The organism is Salmonella sp. 5800, from assembly GCF_046558195.1.
Lineage (GTDB): Bacteria > Pseudomonadota > Gammaproteobacteria > Enterobacterales > Enterobacteriaceae > Salmonella > Salmonella enterica.
This window is the reverse complement of the sequence record NZ_JBGDOX010000002.1, coordinates 17,086-34,704: the sequence shown is the minus strand read 5'-3', so window position 1 is coordinate 34,704 and position 17,619 is coordinate 17,086. Positions and strand designations below refer to the sequence as shown.

17 protein-coding genes are annotated in these 17,619 nt (G+C 43.2%); 15 read left to right on the top strand and 2 right to left on the bottom strand.

Going from position 1 to position 17,619, the window contains the following annotated elements; genetic code table 11:
- Window positions 1-35: 35 nt before the first annotated feature.
- The 10 genes from glf to nei all read left to right on the top strand — a co-directional run bounded on the left by glf (window position 36) and on the right by nei (window position 10,735).
- Complete coding sequence (glf, locus tag ACLJZ5_RS05155) at window positions 36-1,187, top strand: UDP-galactopyranose mutase (RefSeq protein ID WP_001521816.1); 1,152 nt, start codon at window positions 36-38, stop codon at window positions 1,185-1,187.
- Window positions 1,184-2,080 carry a glycosyltransferase gene (locus tag ACLJZ5_RS05150; protein WP_410958882.1) on the top strand — a complete coding sequence of 299 codons (897 nt, stop codon included), beginning with the start codon at window positions 1,184-1,186 and terminating at the stop codon, window positions 2,078-2,080. The genes glf and ACLJZ5_RS05150 overlap by 4 nt, the downstream gene beginning before the upstream one ends.
- A gap of 12 nt (window positions 2,081-2,092) precedes the next feature.
- The gene (locus ACLJZ5_RS05145; RefSeq protein WP_000824901.1) at window positions 2,093-3,226 is read left to right on the top strand and encodes a glycosyltransferase family 4 protein; all 1,134 of its coding nucleotides are present in this window, start codon (window positions 2,093-2,095) and stop codon (window positions 3,224-3,226) included.
- Window positions 3,227-3,354: 128 nt separating this feature from the next.
- Window positions 3,355-4,125 carry an ABC transporter permease gene (locus ACLJZ5_RS05140; protein ID WP_000998823.1) on the top strand — a complete coding sequence of 257 codons (771 nt, stop codon included), beginning with the start codon at window positions 3,355-3,357 and terminating at the stop codon, window positions 4,123-4,125.
- A gap of 3 nt (window positions 4,126-4,128) precedes the next feature.
- On the top strand, window positions 4,129-4,839 hold the full coding sequence (locus ACLJZ5_RS05135; RefSeq protein WP_000702849.1) for an ABC transporter ATP-binding protein: 711 nt from the start codon (window positions 4,129-4,131) through the stop codon (window positions 4,837-4,839).
- A 93-nt stretch (window positions 4,840-4,932) separates the two neighbouring features.
- On the top strand, window positions 4,933-6,711 hold the full coding sequence (locus tag ACLJZ5_RS05130; RefSeq protein WP_024798241.1) for a glycosyltransferase: 1,779 nt from the start codon (window positions 4,933-4,935) through the stop codon (window positions 6,709-6,711).
- A gap of 192 nt (window positions 6,712-6,903) precedes the next feature.
- Complete coding sequence (locus ACLJZ5_RS05125) at window positions 6,904-7,737, top strand: glycosyltransferase family A protein (protein WP_024798242.1); 834 nt, start codon at window positions 6,904-6,906, stop codon at window positions 7,735-7,737.
- 57 nt (window positions 7,738-7,794) lie between these two features.
- Window positions 7,795-9,690 (top strand): HAD family hydrolase, encoded by a 1,896-nt coding sequence (locus ACLJZ5_RS05120; protein ID WP_077914012.1) that lies wholly within the window; start codon window positions 7,795-7,797, stop codon window positions 9,688-9,690.
- A gap of 67 nt (window positions 9,691-9,757) precedes the next feature.
- A complete protein-coding gene (locus ACLJZ5_RS05115; RefSeq protein ID WP_001519950.1) occupies window positions 9,758-9,895 on the top strand; it encodes a hypothetical protein in 138 nt (45 codons plus the stop codon).
- Between the two features lie 48 nt (window positions 9,896-9,943).
- Window positions 9,944-10,735, top strand: coding sequence for an endonuclease VIII (gene nei, locus ACLJZ5_RS05110; RefSeq protein WP_024798244.1), 792 nt, complete (start codon window positions 9,944-9,946; stop codon window positions 10,733-10,735).
- Window positions 10,736-10,789: 54 nt separating this feature from the next.
- Here nei and ACLJZ5_RS05105 read toward each other — a convergent pair whose 3' ends face one another.
- Together ACLJZ5_RS05105 and ACLJZ5_RS05100 are read right to left on the bottom strand one after the other, a co-directional pair.
- Complete coding sequence (locus ACLJZ5_RS05105; RefSeq protein WP_024798245.1) at window positions 10,790-11,836, bottom strand: AbrB family transcriptional regulator; 1,047 nt, start codon at window positions 11,834-11,836, stop codon at window positions 10,790-10,792.
- Window positions 11,837-11,972: 136 nt separating this feature from the next.
- Window positions 11,973-13,256 carry a citrate synthase gene (locus ACLJZ5_RS05100; protein ID WP_023203106.1) on the bottom strand — a complete coding sequence of 428 codons (1,284 nt, stop codon included), beginning with the start codon at window positions 13,254-13,256 and terminating at the stop codon, window positions 11,973-11,975.
- Between the two features lie 100 nt (window positions 13,257-13,356).
- Between ACLJZ5_RS05100 and ACLJZ5_RS05095 the strand changes: the two genes are divergently transcribed.
- From ACLJZ5_RS05095 to sdhB, 5 genes are all read left to right on the top strand, one after another.
- Window positions 13,357-13,602 (top strand): hypothetical protein, encoded by a 246-nt coding sequence (locus ACLJZ5_RS05095; RefSeq protein WP_001539488.1) that lies wholly within the window; start codon window positions 13,357-13,359, stop codon window positions 13,600-13,602.
- 393 nt (window positions 13,603-13,995) lie between these two features.
- Window positions 13,996-14,400 (top strand): succinate dehydrogenase cytochrome b556 subunit, encoded by a 405-nt coding sequence (gene sdhC, locus ACLJZ5_RS05090; protein WP_000263340.1) that lies wholly within the window; start codon window positions 13,996-13,998, stop codon window positions 14,398-14,400.
- The gene (sdhD, locus tag ACLJZ5_RS05085; RefSeq protein ID WP_000254356.1) at window positions 14,394-14,741 is read left to right on the top strand and encodes a succinate dehydrogenase membrane anchor subunit; all 348 of its coding nucleotides are present in this window, start codon (window positions 14,394-14,396) and stop codon (window positions 14,739-14,741) included. The genes sdhC and sdhD overlap by 7 nt, the downstream gene beginning before the upstream one ends.
- Entirely contained in the window at window positions 14,741-16,507 is a 1,767-nt protein-coding gene (sdhA, locus tag ACLJZ5_RS05080; RefSeq protein WP_024798557.1) for a succinate dehydrogenase flavoprotein subunit, read from the top strand. Before sdhD ends, sdhA begins: the two co-directional genes overlap by 1 nt.
- 16 nt (window positions 16,508-16,523) lie before the next feature.
- Window positions 16,524-17,240 carry a succinate dehydrogenase iron-sulfur subunit SdhB gene (gene sdhB / locus ACLJZ5_RS05075; protein WP_001537859.1) on the top strand — a complete coding sequence of 239 codons (717 nt, stop codon included), beginning with the start codon at window positions 16,524-16,526 and terminating at the stop codon, window positions 17,238-17,240.
- The last annotated feature ends 379 nt before the right edge of the window (window positions 17,241-17,619 follow it).

Below are 17,619 nucleotides of genomic sequence, written 5' to 3'. Positions count from 1 at the left end.
TATTATCTGTGTCTGCGAACAGAGTGACAAAAATAATGCAACGTAAAAAGATACTAATTGTAGGTGCGGGCCTTTCAGGCGCAGTAATAGCACGCCAGTTAGCCGAGCAGGGACATGTAGTCAATATTATTGATCAACGTTCGCATATCGGTGGTAACGCTTATGATGCCCGAGATGAGCACACGGGTATTATGGTGCACGTTTATGGTCCTCATATTTTTCATACTGATAATGAAACTGTATGGAATTATGTAAATAAATACGCTGAGATGATGCCTTATATCAATAAGGTTAAGGCCACAGTAAATGGTCAGGTATTTTCTCTACCTATCAATCTTCATACCATCAATCAATTTTTTGGTGTCGCCTGCTCACCTGATGACGCCAGGAAATTACTGCTTCAAAAATGTGATAGCACCATTCTGGAACCACAAAATTTTGAGCAACAGGCCTTGCGTTTCATTGGCGAAGAGTTATATGAAGCCTTTTTTAAAGGTTATACCATTAAACAATGGGGGCTTCATCCTTCCGCGTTACCCGCTTCTGTATTGAAACGTATCCCTGTTCGCTTTAATTATGATGATAACTATTTCAATCATAAGTTTCAGGGAATACCAAAATTTGGTTATACACAAATGGTCAAGTCCATTGTCGAACACGAAAATATCGCTGTTGAACTATGTCGCTCCTTCACTCAGGAAATGCGGACAGATTATGATCATGTTTTTTTCAGTGGCGCGCTGGATGCCTTTTACTCCTGTCAATATGGCCGACTGGAATATCGTACATTAGACTTTAAAAAAATAATTTGCCAGAGTGATTATCAAGGATGCGCAGTAATGAATTATTGTTCAATAGATACTCCTTATACTCGGATTACTGAGCACAAATATTTTTCTCCGTGGGAGAGACATGAAGCTTCAATATGTTATCAAGAATATAGTCGGGAATGTGAAGCTGGTGATATACCCTACTATCCTGTTCGCAGGGCAGATAAAATGGATTTACTGAATAAATATCTGTCGCGGGCTAAAAAAGAAAAAAATATTACTTTCATTGGTCGTCTTGGCACTTATCGTTATCTCGATATGGACATCACGATAGCTGAAGCATTACAGACGGCGGACGTATACTTAACGTCGCTATATGAACAAAAAGAAATGCCAGCTTTTACAGTTACCGTTTGATGAAGTGTACAGCGCTAATCGTAACTTTTAACCCTCTTGAGAAATTAAAAAAAAGTGTGCGAGAGACTGTTAAGGCGGGTTTTTCCTCTATTGTTATCGTTAATAATGGCTCAAGCGACGGTACCAGGGAATGGCTTTCTTCATTAAGTGAACCTGGCATCACGATACTTAATCTTAAAGATAATCTTGGTGGTGCTGGCGGATTTAAAGTAGGTAGTCAATATATATGCTCATATAGTAATGCCGATTGGGTATTTTTCTATGATGATGATGCTTACCCGGAAATTAATATTTTAAAGCATTTCTCGTTATTAGATACCTCAATATACCGTATATTTGCGTCGCGAGTTCAGGACACCTATGGACGGTCTTGTCGGATGAATTTGCCTTTCATCAGGGTTCCATCTACGGTGTTTGAGACTATTTATTATGTCATACGCCCAGAGAGGTTTTCTCCAGTAAGAACTCAGGTTACTGATGTTCAAACTGTGTCATTCGTTGGTATGATTATTGATCGAAAGGTATTGAATAACCATCTTAACGATATCCATGATGAACTTTTCCTTTATTATGATGATTTTTTCTTTGGTTATAAGCTAGTATTGTCCGGGCAGAAAATTCGTTACTCCCCAGAAATTAAATTTATTCATGATATCTCTATTCATGGAAGGTGTATCTGCCCCGAATGGAAAGTATATTATCTTTGTAGAAATTTGTTGCTGCTGAGAAAACTTTTACCCGTTCCCAGGATATTCAGTGTTCTTTCTATAGTATTACGCCTCTCTAAATATCTCGCCATATTACCATGGCAGCGTAAGAAATTTTGTTATCTATATTTTATCTGGCAGGGAATACTTCATGGACTTAAAGGTATTAGTGGGAAATATCATTAGCAGGACGAAGAGATGAAAAGGTTATGTTATTTTGTAAATTCAGACTGGTACTTTGATTTACATTGGACAGAACGTGCGATAGCGGCAAGGGATGCGGGTTATGAAATTCATATCATAAGTCATTTTATTGGTGAAGAGATTATAAAAAAATTCAAAACGCTTGGTTTTATTTGTCACAATGTGTCTCTTGTTGCTCAGTCATTTAATATGTTTGTTTTTTTTAGAGCATTCCTTAACGCTCGGAAAATTATTAAAGAGATTAATCCTGACTTATTGCATTGTATTACGCTCAAACCTTGCCTGATTGGTGGGGTTAGCGCCAGGAGAAGTAATAGTCCAGTTGTTATCAGCTTTGTCGGACTTGGTCGAATCTTTTTATATAATACCGTGCCAATGAGAATATTGCGTGCGTTAACCGTTTTGGTTTACAAATATATTGCCGGTAATAAGCGTGGTGTTTTTATTTTTGAACATGATAAAGATCGACGAAAAATATCGCGTTTAGTAGGTATTGATTATCATAAAACTATCGTTATCGAAGGTGCTGGAATTAACCCGGATATTTATAAATTCTCTATAGAGAAAAAACATGAGATACCGATAGTCCTTTTTGCAAGCCGAATGTTATGGAGTAAAGGTCTTGGCGATCTCATTGAAGCAAAAAAGATCCTCAGACAAAAAAATATTCATTTTGTTTTAAATGTTGCAGGTATATTGGCCGAGGACGATAAAGATGCTATCCCTTTGGAGCTCATTCATCACTGGCATAATGAAGGACTAATTAACTGGCTGGGACGCTCTTCGAATGTATATGAGCTTATTCAGAAATCGAATATCGTTGCATTACCATCTATTTATCCGGAAGGAGTACCACGGCTTTTATTAGAGGCATCATCTGTAGGACGTGCATGTATTGCTTATGATACCGGCGGATGTGATAGCTTAATTATTCATAACTATAATGGGTTGATCGTGAAAAGTAATTCAGCTCAGGAGTTAGCGGTAGAATTAGAGTATTTGTTAAAAAATCCACAGATTCGCTTAGAGATGGGGGCGAATGGAAGAAAACGTGTAAAGGAATTGTTTTCCAGCATATTAGTCATTAATAAGACATTGCAAATTTATAAAGACACTATTGGTTGCTAACACCATAAAGTGCTTATGAAGTAGGTCAGTGTTTAGATAAATAGTATGTAAATATTATAGAAAATAAATAAGTTATATTTTCATATCGTTAAAGAATAAGTTCTTCAGGTAAAGGTGACACGGAAACAATGAATGATTTGAAAGAAGCTCTGGCCAGGCACCAACTTTGGATTTCGCTAGGTTGGAATGATGTCCTGGGACGATACCGGCGATCGGTGTTAGGGCCTTTTTGGATAACGATTTCGATGGGGGTCACCATATCAGCGATGGGACCTCTTTACGGTTCGCTGTTCAGTTCTGGTTCCGAAAATTTTATCATGCATCTTACTTTAGGTATGATCTTTTGGGCCTTTCTATCAGCAACTATTAATGAGTCATGCGGAATATTTAATGAGTCCGCATCAATTATTAAACAATCTGACCTTCCGCTATATTTATATATATTACGTGTTTTCTATCGGCAGTTTATGATTATGTTGCATAATTTTATCATTATACCTTTCGTGATTTTTTTTACCAATACATCGGTAAACCTTGATATTCTCCTTTTTATACCTGCAATTGTAATAACATCCATCTCATTAATTTCTACAGGTATGATTCTCGCCATTTTTTGCACAAGATATCGTGATATGGGACCGGTTGTTCAAAGTGTGGTAACGTTGTGTTTTTTTATAACTCCCATCATTTGGACATCGGAACAATTACCAAAGGGAAGAAAGGAATTTGTTGATTATAATATTTTTTATTACTTTATGGAGATGCTCAGGAAACCATTAATGGGAACTGTACCAGATGTAACTATATGGTTTTACACAATAATAACCTCTATTATTATGTTGATGGTCTCAACCTTAGTGTTGACTAAATATCGCTCAAGAATCGTATACTGGTTATAATTAATGAAAATCTCTTGCAAAAACGTTGGCGTAATACTCCCTATATTTAACTCCAGCCACCGTTCATTTAAAAAAACTTTTCTACAGGCTGCTTCAGGTGGACGAATTGGCTCATCGAATACCGGGATTATTGAAGTAGAGGCATTAAAAAAAATTGATTTTACGCTTACCGAAGGTAACCGTCTTGCGCTTATCGGACACAATGGCTCGGGCAAAACCACTCTTCTGAGAGTACTTGCAGGGGCCTATAAACCAACTTCAGGGAAGTATGAATGTATCGGTCGAGTCACCAGCCTCATTGATCCCATGATGGGAATGGATGGTGAGCTTACAGGCCTGGAAAATATAAAACTGAGGGGACTATTTCTCGGTCTGTCAAAAAATGAAATAAAAAATATTACAGAAGATGTCATCGAGTTCAGCGAGTTAGGTGATTTTATTAAAATCCCCGTTAGAACGTATTCTAGTGGTATGGTTCTGAGGCTTGGTTTTTCTATTTCTACTGCAATTAATCCTGAAATTTTACTGATGGATGAATGGATGAGCGTGGGTGATAGTGATTTTAAAAGAAAAGCAGAGATGAGATTAAATAGCTTTATCTCTAAAGCGGGCATTATGGTAATGGCCACTCACGATGATGAACTGGCTAAATCTGTATGTAATAAGTTCATCAGGCTTGAGCACGGTGAGATAGTTAGCAAAGGCGGATTTTAATATTCTTATTGCAGTATTTATATCACTACGCGGTGAGTAATTTACTATTTTATAATAGCGTTACCCCAGATAATATAAATTTATAGGTTCGTTATGTATTTTTTACTTCAAAAAGTAATTTTACCAAACATTGATCTATGCACGGAAGAGCAGCTTTATTTCAGAACTCAGGGCGGGAAGTATAACTATACCTCACGTAACTTACTTGTTCCGCGTCATAAGGTTGCATATTTTGATACTTTTTTTAATGCATTCTCAATTAAGAAATGGAAAAAATATACAACCTTAACATCACTTTTTTTGCGGGTTAATATAATTGGTCGCGGAACTATAACTGTAAGGCATAAAGAGAATGGTGTCATTAGAGTATTAAAGCAAATTGATTTTAAATCGTCATGTGATATTAGTGATGAGATTGAAATTGATATATCAAAAATAAATTTTGGATATATCTATGTGGAGTGGCAATCAGACGAAGACTCTGTTTTAAATGGATTTGAATTTCTGACTAAAGATCATGTTAGTAAATCATCTATGGCTTTAGTTATAACAACTTATAATAGAAAAGAAGCTGTTACTAAAACAATCAATAGAATTAATAAAACACTCTTAACCCAGAGCGAATTTAAAGATCGTTTTAAATTGATTATCGTTAATAATGGCGAGGCGATTAATCACCCGTCAGGAAACGGCATTATGGTTATCAATAATGAAAACCTCGGTGGGTCAGGCGGGTTTATGAGAGGTTTGATAGAGGCAGGGAAAATCAACGATGTCAAACATGTCATATTTATGGATGACGACGGCTCATGTGAAATTGAATCGATTTGTCGAACTCATGCTTTTTTACTGATGGCTAAAGACAAAAATACAGTTGTTACTGGCTGTATGCTTTTTGAAGATAACCCGGCAATCATACATGAATCTGGTGCCATATGGCATAGAGATTTTTTACATTACCCGGATAAACATTATCTGGATGCTCGGGAAATAGATTCTTTAGATACTTTTGATAATGAAAGAAAAATAGGCTACGGTGGATGGTGGTTTTTTGCCTTTAATATTAACGCTATTGAATATTACTCATTTCCTTTCTTTGTTCGTGGTGATGACCTGCTATTTGGATATATGCATAAAAAACATAATATTGTCACAATTAATGGTGTGGCTTCGTGGCAAATGGATTTTGAAAGAAAAATATCGGTTCTAAATAGCTATTTGAATTTCAGGACTGTTGCTGTACCTGCATTAATTAGTAAAAGAAAGTTTGCTGCACTACTGTTAAGTGTTTTCTTTGTGCGGGAAGTCTTTCTTGCGAGTTTTTCATGCCGCTATGAACTTGCCAGAGCAATGATTATGTCATATAACGATTGTCTTTCTGGACGGGAGTTTTGGGAAGATAATGTAGATCTTCTGGAGATAAGAAAAAGAATTAATGCAATAACTCATAATGAAAAATTCAATGTAGAAGGTATTGATATTGTTAATGGTTGTGTTGATTACCCATGTTCTGGTAAAGAAAAAGCCATCTACAAATTTTTTAGATGCATAACCCTTAATGGACACTTAATTCCAGCTTTCTTTTTAATTAAAAAACCAATCGTGGTTGATTATCGTCATTATCACCCTACTAAGTTTTCATTCCGGAGAATTACTATCTATCATTTAAATATAGAAAATGGCAAATTATTAAAACTTACCCACTCAAAAATGGAGTTTTTTAAAGTTATTATTAATGGTTTGTTTACGGCAGTCAAAAATTTTTATCGGTTTAAATCTGCAAAAAAAGAGATGAAAAATAGTTTGCCCTATCTTACCTCAAAGCTCTTTTGGTATAAAAAATTCAATAAAAAATCTGAAGATAAATATTAAACATGATGTAAGTGGTGTTGATGAGAATTATACCGATTTTTTAATTATATGACTATGATAATCTTAGGTATGGTTCTGTTGCTACACCTTATCTGGTGTCAGTCTAATAAAATATTATAATCCTTACCCAATGTCAGCATTAATTCATAGGGTGTTAATTTTTATATATACCGTAAAACGCGAAATCAGAATATGGAAAAGAGTCTTTTAGTTATTGTCCGACATAAACCTGGGCGTACTCGTCTATTAATGCGGGCCTTGCAATCCATTAATGACCAGACGTTCAAAAAAATAAATATCATCATTTTCTGCATGGAGGAAGAATTGAAATATCACAATGTGGATGATTTTTATCTGAAAGAACTGTCAAATATATATAGTGTTATCTACGACGAAAACTGTATCTTTAATGCTATTAAGATGTCTGAATCTAATTATTTATGCTTTATGGATGATGACGATTCCTGGGCCCCTGAATATGTGTCAAGGCTACTCAGTGTTTTGGCGAATATACAGTCAACGTATTCATCTGTAAATGCAATAGCATGCCATACAAATAAAGTTGCTGAGATTGCGGAAAATAATAGAATAATTATAAATTCAACGCAACCATGGAACCACTATTTAAATGCTGGCCCTGTTAGTTTTGATGTTATTTATTACCGGAATTCTATTCCACTTTCCTCGTGTTTATTCGATAAAAATTCTGTTATCGATGTGATTGAAAGTCATAAATTATCCTCTCCTGCATTTTTCTGGCCTTTTTTTATTCATTACCTGGCAGAAAATGATGTTTGGATCTTACCTGAAGCACTGGCATTTTATCATTTCAGAGAAAATGATGACTTTGAATTTGGCAATTATACCGTAATTAACAATGAGTTATTTGATATAGAATGCAAAATTGCAGAAAATAAAATGATGAGAAGTATTGATGATTCATCATTGCTCAATGTGTTACTTTCAAATATTGCTAACAATAGTCTTTTTCATAAAATTTCTTATATTGAAAATAAGATTAAATAAAATATGGATATGAACTTTAAAAAATACAAGACCGTAAGCTTTGATATCTTTGATACATTGGTTAGCCGGAGGATTTACCGTCCCAGAGATTTGTTTTCATTAATGCAATCAACTTTAGCAACTGAGAAATTTTTTATATCAGCGTACGAGATTGGTATTATTGATAATTTCCCAGAGATAAGAGTTCAGGCGGAAGTAAGTGCCAGAGAGAATAGGGTCAGGCGTTTTGGCGGCGAGCCGGAAATACTTATATCTGAAATATACGATGAAATTTTAAAAAAGCATCCGCAGCTTTCACCAGCGACAGTAAAAAAGATAATCGATCTGGAAATACAAATGGAGAAGATTGTTTTATATAAAAATGCGCGTGGAAGCTGTTTGTTTGAAAAGGCTATTAGTGATGGTTGCAAAGTCATTTTAATTAGTGATATGTACCTTCCATCAGCAATATTAAAGGAGTTGTTAACATCATGTGGCTATGATATCAGTAACATTCCAGTTTATTCATCTGGCGAAGAGCGGTACTCTAAAAATAGTGGTAAATTATTTTCAATAGTCAAGAAAAATGAAAATGTAGATATTGCATCGTGGATACATGTTGGCGACAATGTTCATGCTGATATTCTGAATGCTAAAAAACTCGGCATAAATACTCTCCATGCTGATTGGTCAGAGTATAATCATGGGATATCTAATCATTGGAAAGCTAAAGATATTATTGGTGAATCTATTTGTAAGACTTTATTACTTAAACAAGTTTCTGCTTTCCATCAAAATGATCCTTTAAACGAGATAGGATTTAAAGTATTTGGTCCGTTATTATTAGGTTATGTATCCTGGTTAGCGAATCAGTTAAAGATTCATAAAATTGATAAAGCGCTTTTTTTAGCACGCGATGCTCACTTAATCTATAAAATTTATAATGAATACTTTTCAGAAGAACATGTAAAATGTGAATATTTATATATATCCCGCGCATCAGCTTATATGGTGGGGATGACTGATTGGCCGATGCACAGGATTTGGCATCTTTTTGGTGGTAAGAATAAGAAAAGTATTAAAAAGATACTTGCTATCGCGGGGTTAGATGCGAGTGAGCATATTTCAGATATACATCAAGTTGGTTTTCCTGACGAGGAGTATATTCCTGTTTCAGGAGAGGAACATAAGGTTCACTGGCTTATAAATAAATTATTTCCATATATTTTATTAAAAAATACTCAGCACAGGGAAGTTTACGCTGATTACTTTAAAACGGCCTGTGAAGGTTATAAAAATATAGCACTTATCGATGTAGGATGGATGGGTAATATTCAATCAGTATTTGCTCGTTCTTTAGGTGCGCAATGGGCAGAAAAACAAATACATGGGTTTTATTTGGCAACTTTTGCTGGCGCCAATGATAACCGATCTATTTATAATAAGATGTTTGGTTGGCTAACCAACTATGGCCATCCCCACGATAAGTGTGATCTTTTCTTATCAGGAGGGGTGGAAATAATGGAGTTCGCTATGGCTGATAATACTGGGTCAACAATTGGCTATAAAAAAACGGATAATGGAATAATTCCTGTACGTGAAGATAGCAGTGGTTCTGAAATTGAGTATTTAAAAAAAGCGGCAAGATTGCAATCAGGGATTATTTCTTTTTTTGAGTACGTCAAACCGCTCATACAAAAAGGAAATTATGCAGCACTTAGTAGTGTTGTATTGTCAGAACCTTTTTTTGAATTGATAGCCAGACCCTCAAGCGCTCAACTGGACGCCTTATCTTCCCTCACACATTCAGAGTCCGCGGGATCTAACGCAGAAAGAATCGTGCTAGCCAAGAAACTGCCTTTAAAGGATAAACTTTTTCCCGGAGAAAATTATATCAAAGAGTTGAATGCCAGTTATTGGAAAGAAGGCTTTAAAAGGATCAACAGAAAAAAATTTTGGGCAAAATATAACTAAGCGTCATTTAATTCCGGTAGGCAGACAATCATTATTGGGCGCTCGCCCGACAAGGGCTGAGTCGATTATGCCCTGGCGCGATCATGTTAACCCTGACGGGGAAGTGGTCTCGTGCTGCGATAATGTTATTATCACTGGATACCACCGCCTGTTTGTCCATCCGCTGTGGATGTTCATTATGGTGTTCGATGTGCATTCCAGATAGTCAGAGGCGGTGTAGTCCATTAATCACCTGTTAACAAAGGATATTATCATGCCTGAAGGCCCGGAAATTCGTCGTGCGGCGGATAATCTGGAGGCGGCAATCAAAGGCAAACCCTTAACCGACGTCTGGTTTGCCTTTGCACAGTTAAAACCGTATGAATCGCAGCTTACCGGTCAAATTGTTACCCGGATAGAGACGCGGGGAAAAGCGTTATTGACCCATTTTTCAAATGGCCTGACGCTCTACAGCCACAACCAACTCTATGGCGTATGGCGGGTGATCGACACCGGTGAAATACCGCAGACCACGCGTATATTACGCGTCAGGCTACAGACGGCGGATAAAACTATTCTGCTTTACAGCGCGTCTGATATCGAAATGCTGACAGCAGAGCAGCTCACGACGCACCCTTTTTTACAGCGAGTCGGTCCGGATGTGCTGGACGCGCGTCTTAGCCCGGAAGAGGTTAAAGCTCGATTGCTGTCGCCGCATTTTCGCAACCGACAATTCTCCGGGCTGTTGCTGGATCAGGCCTTTCTGGCGGGATTGGGGAATTATCTGCGCGTTGAAATCCTCTGGCAGGTAGGGTTAACCGGACAGCATAAAGCGAAAGATCTCAACGAGGCGCAACTGAATGCGCTTTCTCACGCGCTGTTGGATATTCCGCGCCTGTCCTACACGACTCGCGGTCAGGCGGATGAAAACAAGCATCATGGCGCACTGTTTCGCTTTAAGGTTTTCCACCGTGACGGCGAAGCGTGCGAGCGGTGTGGCGGCATTATTGAAAAGACAACACTGTCCTCACGCCCGTTTTACTGGTGCCCGCATTGCCAGAAATAGCCGGAACCGCCATCGGCGAGCGGCTATTGCCTGATGGCGCGACGCTTATCAGTCCTACAAAGGTTGTCTGGGCGCATAGGTTGATATAAAACGGGCCACTGCTGGCCCAGTTAACAGAATGCTGAACAGCCGTAGGGTTTGCATTGCCATGATGAGCGCCATATCGGCACTGCTTCCTGCCGCGATCGCGGCAACCGTATCCAGACCACCGGGACTGGTGGCGAGATAAGCCGTCATAAAATCAATCTGCATGTAGTAAGCCATTCCCCACGCCATCGCGGCGCAAATCGCCATCAGCGCGAAAATTGACAATAAGATTTGCGGCAATGGCCGCAGCGCCATAAAAAACACCTGTCTGTCAAAACCCAGCCCAATACGCCAGCCTATCGCCATATACGCCACGGCCAGCAGCCATTCGGGTAATTCAATCTCAATGATGCCTTGCGAATGGAGAAGCGCGCCTGCCAACATGGGGAGCAGCATCGTGCCGGAAGGGATACGCATCAGGCGACCGGCAATGCCCGCCACGATCGCTAATAACAGCGTCGTCAATACATTACCGCTAAGCGGCGGAAACCAGACCACCTGTTGGCTGACCGTTGCCGCGCTGTCGCCGAGTATCAGGCGTGTCACTAGCACCGCCGCGCCAGCCACAAACAGTACCCGTAGATACTGCATAAACGCCACCAGGCGGATATCCGCCCCGTAATCTTGCGCCATCGCTACCATTGCCGCCGCGCCGCCCGGCGAAGACCCCCATGCGCCGGTGTTGCCGGGCAGCGAGCTGTAGCGTACCAGCAGCCAGCCGACTATCGCGCTGGAAAGCAGCGTCACCAGCAACACTAAAAGCACGACCGGCCAGTAGAGGGCGAGGGTGGTCAATATCGAACCGGTTAGATTTTGGGCGATCATACAGCCGAGAATCGCCTGCGCGGCGAGAAAAATACCGCGCGGAAGTTGTAGCGTACTACCTCGCAAACTCAACACGATACCCGCAATCATTGGACCGAGCAGCATCGCCGCCGGAAGGTGCAGATAGAGAAAAATAAGGGAAATGAGCAGCGATAACAGGAATAACAAAAACCACTGCAGAATCGGCATTCCATGCTCCCTGAATGATATTTAGCGAAACCTTAATTAATCATAGAGAGTAACGGGGTAAGAATAAAATAATGAGGATAAGAAAAAAGGGAAAATTTACCGGATGGCGAGGGTTGCGTCGCCATCCGGTTGTCAATTAACGCTTCAGCGCCGATTTAAAGTCGCGTTTATCGTAGCCGGTATACAGCTGACGAGGACGGGCGATTTTCATGCCGTCAGTGTGCATTTCATTCCAGTGTGCAATCCAGCCAACGGTACGCGCCATGGCGAAGATCACGGTGAACATGGAGGACGGAATGCCCATCGCTTTCAGAATGATGCCGGAGTAGAAGTCTACGTTCGGGTACAGTTTCTTCTCGATGAAGTACGGGTCGTTCAGCGCAATGTGCTCAAGCTCCATCGCCACTTCCAGCAGATCATCTTTGGTGCCCAGCTCTTTCAGCACTTCGTGGCAGGTTTCACGCATCACGGTGGCGCGCGGATCGTAGTTTTTGTAAACACGGTGACCGAAGCCCATCAGGCGGAAAGAATCATTCTTGTCTTTCGCACGACGAACAAATTCCGGAATGTGTTTAACAGAGCTGATTTCTTCCAGCATTTTCAGCGCGGCTTCGTTTGCGCCGCCGTGCGCGGGTCCCCACAGGGAGGCGATCCCGGCGGCAATGCAGGCGAACGGGTTGGCGCCGCTTGAACCTGCGGTACGTACCGTTGACGTAGAGGCGTTCTGCTCATGGTCAGCGTGCAGGATCAGAATACGATCCATCGCGCGCTCCAGTACCGGATTCACTTCATAGGTTTCACACGGCGTGGAGAACATCATGTTCAGGAAGTTACCGGCGTAGGAAAGGTCGTTGCGCGGATAAACAAACGGCTGACCGATGGAATATTTGTAACACATCGCCGCCATGGTCGGCATTTTGGACAGCAGGCGGAACGCCGCGATTTCACGGTGGCGCGGATTGTTCACATCCAGCGAGTCGTGGTAGAACGCCGCCAGCGCGCCAGTGATCCCGCACATTACCGCCATCGGATGTGAGTCGCGACGGAAAGCATGGAACAGGCGAGTGATTTGCTCATGGATCATCGTATGGCGGGTGACTGTCGTTCTGAACTCGTCATACTCTTCCTGCGTCGGTTTTTCGCCGTACAGCAGGATGTAACAGACTTCCAGATAGTTGGAATCGGTAGCAAGCTGGTCAATCGGGAAACCGCGATGCAACAAAATGCCTTCGTCGCCGTCGATGAAGGTGATTTTAGATTCGCAGGATGCGGTAGAGGTGAAACCAGGGTCAAAAGTAAAAACTCCTTTTGAACCGAGACTACGAATATCAATAACATCTTGACCGAGTGTACCTTTTAGCACATCCAGTTCAATAGCAGCGTCACCAGTAAGGGTGATTTTTGCCTTTGTATCAGCCATTTACGGTCTCCTTAGCGCCTTATTGCTTAAGACTGCCGGAACTCAGACTTGCCTTCTCCACGTCATCTTCCTCGTCGTTAGTGCAGGGAAGATTCTGTGTATGCATCAATCAACCGTTACCAGTTTGTTATTTGGCTCGCCGCTCTGTGAAAGAGGGGATGACCTGGGTACAGAGCAATGGGCGCTTGCAGGTAACGGCTTGATTAATTTCGAATTAGCAGCAAATCAGGAACGTAGCAATCCGAGTAATGTAACCTGTCTATCACTAATAACTGTCCTGAAAGAATGGGTCAATATCATTGTACTGTTGCATAACTTATTAACAGGTGAAAGAGTGACCCCATAACTTTTACGCATTATATGCTTTTTCTGGTGTCGTTTGTAACAATTTTGTTTAATGTTTGTCAAATCAGATGATTGAAAATTAAAAAAATGTTGTTATCGTGACCTGTGTCACTGTTCAGGATAAAACCCGACAAACTATATGTAGGTTAATTGTAATGATTTTGTGAACGTCCTATACTGCCGCCAGGTCTCCGGAATACCCTGCAATCCCGAGCCACCCAGCGTTGTAACGTGTCGTTTTAGCTACTGGAAGCAGTGTTTTACATGACGCGCAGTTATAGAAAGGACGCTGTCTGACCCGCACGCAGACCGGAGGAAGGAAATCCCGTCGTCTTTCTGGCTACAGGTAGATTCACCTCTGTAACCGAAGTCTTAAGGGAATAATAAGAACAGCATGTGGGCGTTATTCATGATAAGAAATGTGAAAAAACAAAGACCTGTCAATCTGGATCTACAAACGATTCGGTTCCCCATCACAGCGATAGCGTCCATTCTCCATCGCGTATCCGGTGTGATTACTTTCATCGCCGTCGGCATACTACTGTGGCTACTGGGCACCAGCCTCTCTTCTCCGGAAGGATTCCAGCAGGCCGCCGATATCATGGACGGCTTCATCGTTAAATTTATCATGTGGGGCATCCTTACCGCGCTGGCGTATCACGTCATCGTGGGAATTCGTCACATGTTAATGGATTTTGGCTATCTGGAAGAAACATTCGAAGCGGGTCAACGCTCTGCCAAAATCTCTTTTGTTATCACTGTCGTGCTTTCACTTCTCGCAGGAGTCCTCGTATGGTAAGCAACGCCTCCGCATTAGGACGCAATGGCGTACATGACTTCATCCTGGTCCGTGCTACCGCTATCGTTCTGACGTTATACATCATCTACATGGTGGGTTTTTTCGCCACGAGCGGCGAGCTGACCTTTGAAGCCTGGACCGGTTTCTTCTCATCGGCCTTCACCAAAGTCTTCACCCTGCTGGCGCTTTTTTCCATCTTGATTCATGCCTGGATCGGCATGTGGCAGGTGTTAACCGACTACGTTAAACCACTGGCAGTGCGTCTGATACTGCAACTCGTTATCGTTGTTGCGCTGGTGGTTTACGTCATCTATGGATTTGTTGTGGTGTGGGGTGTGTAATGAAACTGCCAGTCAGAGAATTTGATGCTGTTGTGATTGGTGCCGGTGGCGCAGGTATGCGCGCGGCGCTGCAAATTTCCCAAAGCGGCCAAACCTGTGCGCTGCTCTCGAAAGTCTTCCCGACCCGTTCCCATACCGTTTCCGCGCAGGGCGGTATCACCGTGGCGCTCGGCAATACCCATGAAGATAACTGGGAATGGCACATGTACGACACCGTTAAGGGGTCGGACTACATTGGTGACCAGGATGCCATCGAATATATGTGTAAGACCGGACCGGAAGCGATTCTGGAACTGGAGCACATGGGGCTACCGTTCTCCCGTCTTGATGATGGACGTATCTATCAGCGCCCGTTCGGCGGCCAGTCGAAAAACTTTGGCGGCGAGCAGGCGGCACGTACCGCGGCGGCGGCTGACCGTACCGGTCACGCCTTGCTGCACACGCTGTATCAACAGAATTTGAAAAACCAAACCACGATTTTCTCCGAATGGTATGCGCTGGATCTGGTGAAAAACCAGGATGGCGCGGTGGTGGGGTGTACCGCACTGTGCATCGAAACCGGTGAAGTGGTGTACTTCAAAGCCCGCGCGACGGTGCTGGCGACCGGCGGCGCAGGCCGTATCTACCAGTCCACCACCAACGCTCACATCAACACCGGTGATGGTGTCGGTATGGCGCTGCGTGCCGGTGTCCCGGTGCAGGACATGGAAATGTGGCAGTTCCACCCGACCGGCATCGCCGGGGCGGGCGTGCTGGTGACAGAAGGCTGCCGCGGCGAAGGCGGTTACCTGCTGAACAAACACGGCGAGCGCTTTATGGAGCGTTATGCGCCGAACGCCAAAGACCTGGCGGGTCGTGACGTGGTGGCGCGTTCCATCATGATCGAAATCCGTGAAGGCCGCGGCTGCGATGGTCCGTGGGGGCCGCACGCTAAACTGAAACTGGATCACCTGGGTAAAGAGGTGCTGGAATCTCGCCTGCCGGGTATCCTGGAGCTGTCCCGTACTTTCGCCCACGTTGACCCGGTGAAAGAGCCGATTCCGGTTATCCCTACCTGCCACTACATGATGGGCGGTATTCCGACTAAAGTGACCGGTCAGGCGCTGACCGTGAACGAGCAGGGCGAAGACGTGGTCATTCCGGGGCTGTTTGCGGTAGGCGAAATCGCCTGTGTATCGGTTCACGGCGCCAACCGTCTGGGCGGTAACTCACTGCTGGATCTGGTGGTCTTTGGCCGCGCGGCGGGGCTGCATTTACAGGAATCCATCGCCGAGCAGGGCGTGCTGCGCGACGCCAGCGAGTCTGACGTTGAAGGTTCTCTGGAGCGCCTGAATCGCTGGAACAATAACCGCAATGGCGAAGATCCGGTGGCTATCCGCAAAGCGTTGCAGGAGTGTATGCAGCATAACTTCTCCGTATTCCGTGAAGGCGACGCGATGGCGAAAGGGCTTGAGCAGTTGAAAGTGATCCGCGAGCGTCTGAAAAACGCCCGTCTGGATGACACGTCCAGCGAGTTTAATACCCAGCGTGTTGAGTGTCTGGAGCTGGATAACCTGATGGAAACTGCCTACGCCACTGCCGTATCAGCCAACTTCCGGACGGAAAGCCGCGGCGCGCATAGCCGCTTCGATTTCCCGGAGCGTGATGATGCCAACTGGTTGTGTCATACCCTGTATCAGCCGCAAACGGAATCCATGACGCGCCGAAGCGTCAATATGGAACCGAAACTGCGTCCGGCGTTCCCGCCGAAGATTCGTACTTATTAATTGCGGAGACAGGATGATGAAACTCGAATTTTCGATTTATCGTTATAACCCGGATGTCGATAACGCTCCGCGTATGCAGGATTACACCCTGGAAGGCGAAGAAGGGCGCGACATGATGCTGCTGGATGCGTTAATCCAGCTTAAAGAAAAAGATCCCAGCCTTTCTTTCCGCCGTTCCTGCCGCGAAGGTGTGTGCGGTTCTGATGGTTTGAATATGAACGGTAAGAATGGTCTGGCCTGTATTACCCCTATTTCGGCGCTGACTCAGCCGGGTAAGAAGATTGTGATTCGCCCGCTGCCCGGTTTGCCGGTGATCCGCGATTTGGTGGTAGACATGGGGCAATTCTACGCACAATATGAGAAGATTAAGCCTTACTTATTGAATAATGGGCAAAATCCACCGGCTCGTGAGCATCTGCAGATGCCGGAGCAGCGTGAAAAACTCGATGGGCTGTATGAATGTATTCTTTGCGCCTGTTGCTCAACATCCTGTCCGTCATTCTGGTGGAACCCGGATAAGTTTATCGGTCCGGCGGGTCTGCTCGCGGCGTATCGATTCCTGATCGATAGTCGTGATACCGAGACCGATAGTCGTCTGGAAGGGATGAGCGATGCATTCAGCGTATTCCGCTGTCACAGCATTATGAACTGCGTCAGTGTATGTCCTAAGGGACTAAACCCGACGCGCGCTATCGGCCATATTAAGTCGATGCTGTTGCAGCGTAGCGCATAAGTAGTTGTAGTGGTTGCCGGATGGCGACGTACCGTCTTATCCGGCCTACGGGTTACGTATTCTGTAGGCCTGATAAGCCAGGCGCCATCGGGCAATAGAAGTGCAGGAAACCTCTAAAAACTGCCATATGATTAGTAATAATCGAGATGTTCAGAGCGAGACAAGGCGCGGTCTGAACGAATCTTCGGGAGCATAGTTAACTATGTGACTGGAGTGAGCGAAGGCCGCAACGCAGTCGTAGCCTGAACAGCGAAGATTATTAGACAGTTTTTAAAGGTTCCTTAGCGGACGCAGATGACACGACAGTCCGCAACAAGTGAACCCCGGCACGCATACAGCGTATGCGTGGTTAGTATCCACGGCGAAATACTCGTCATAG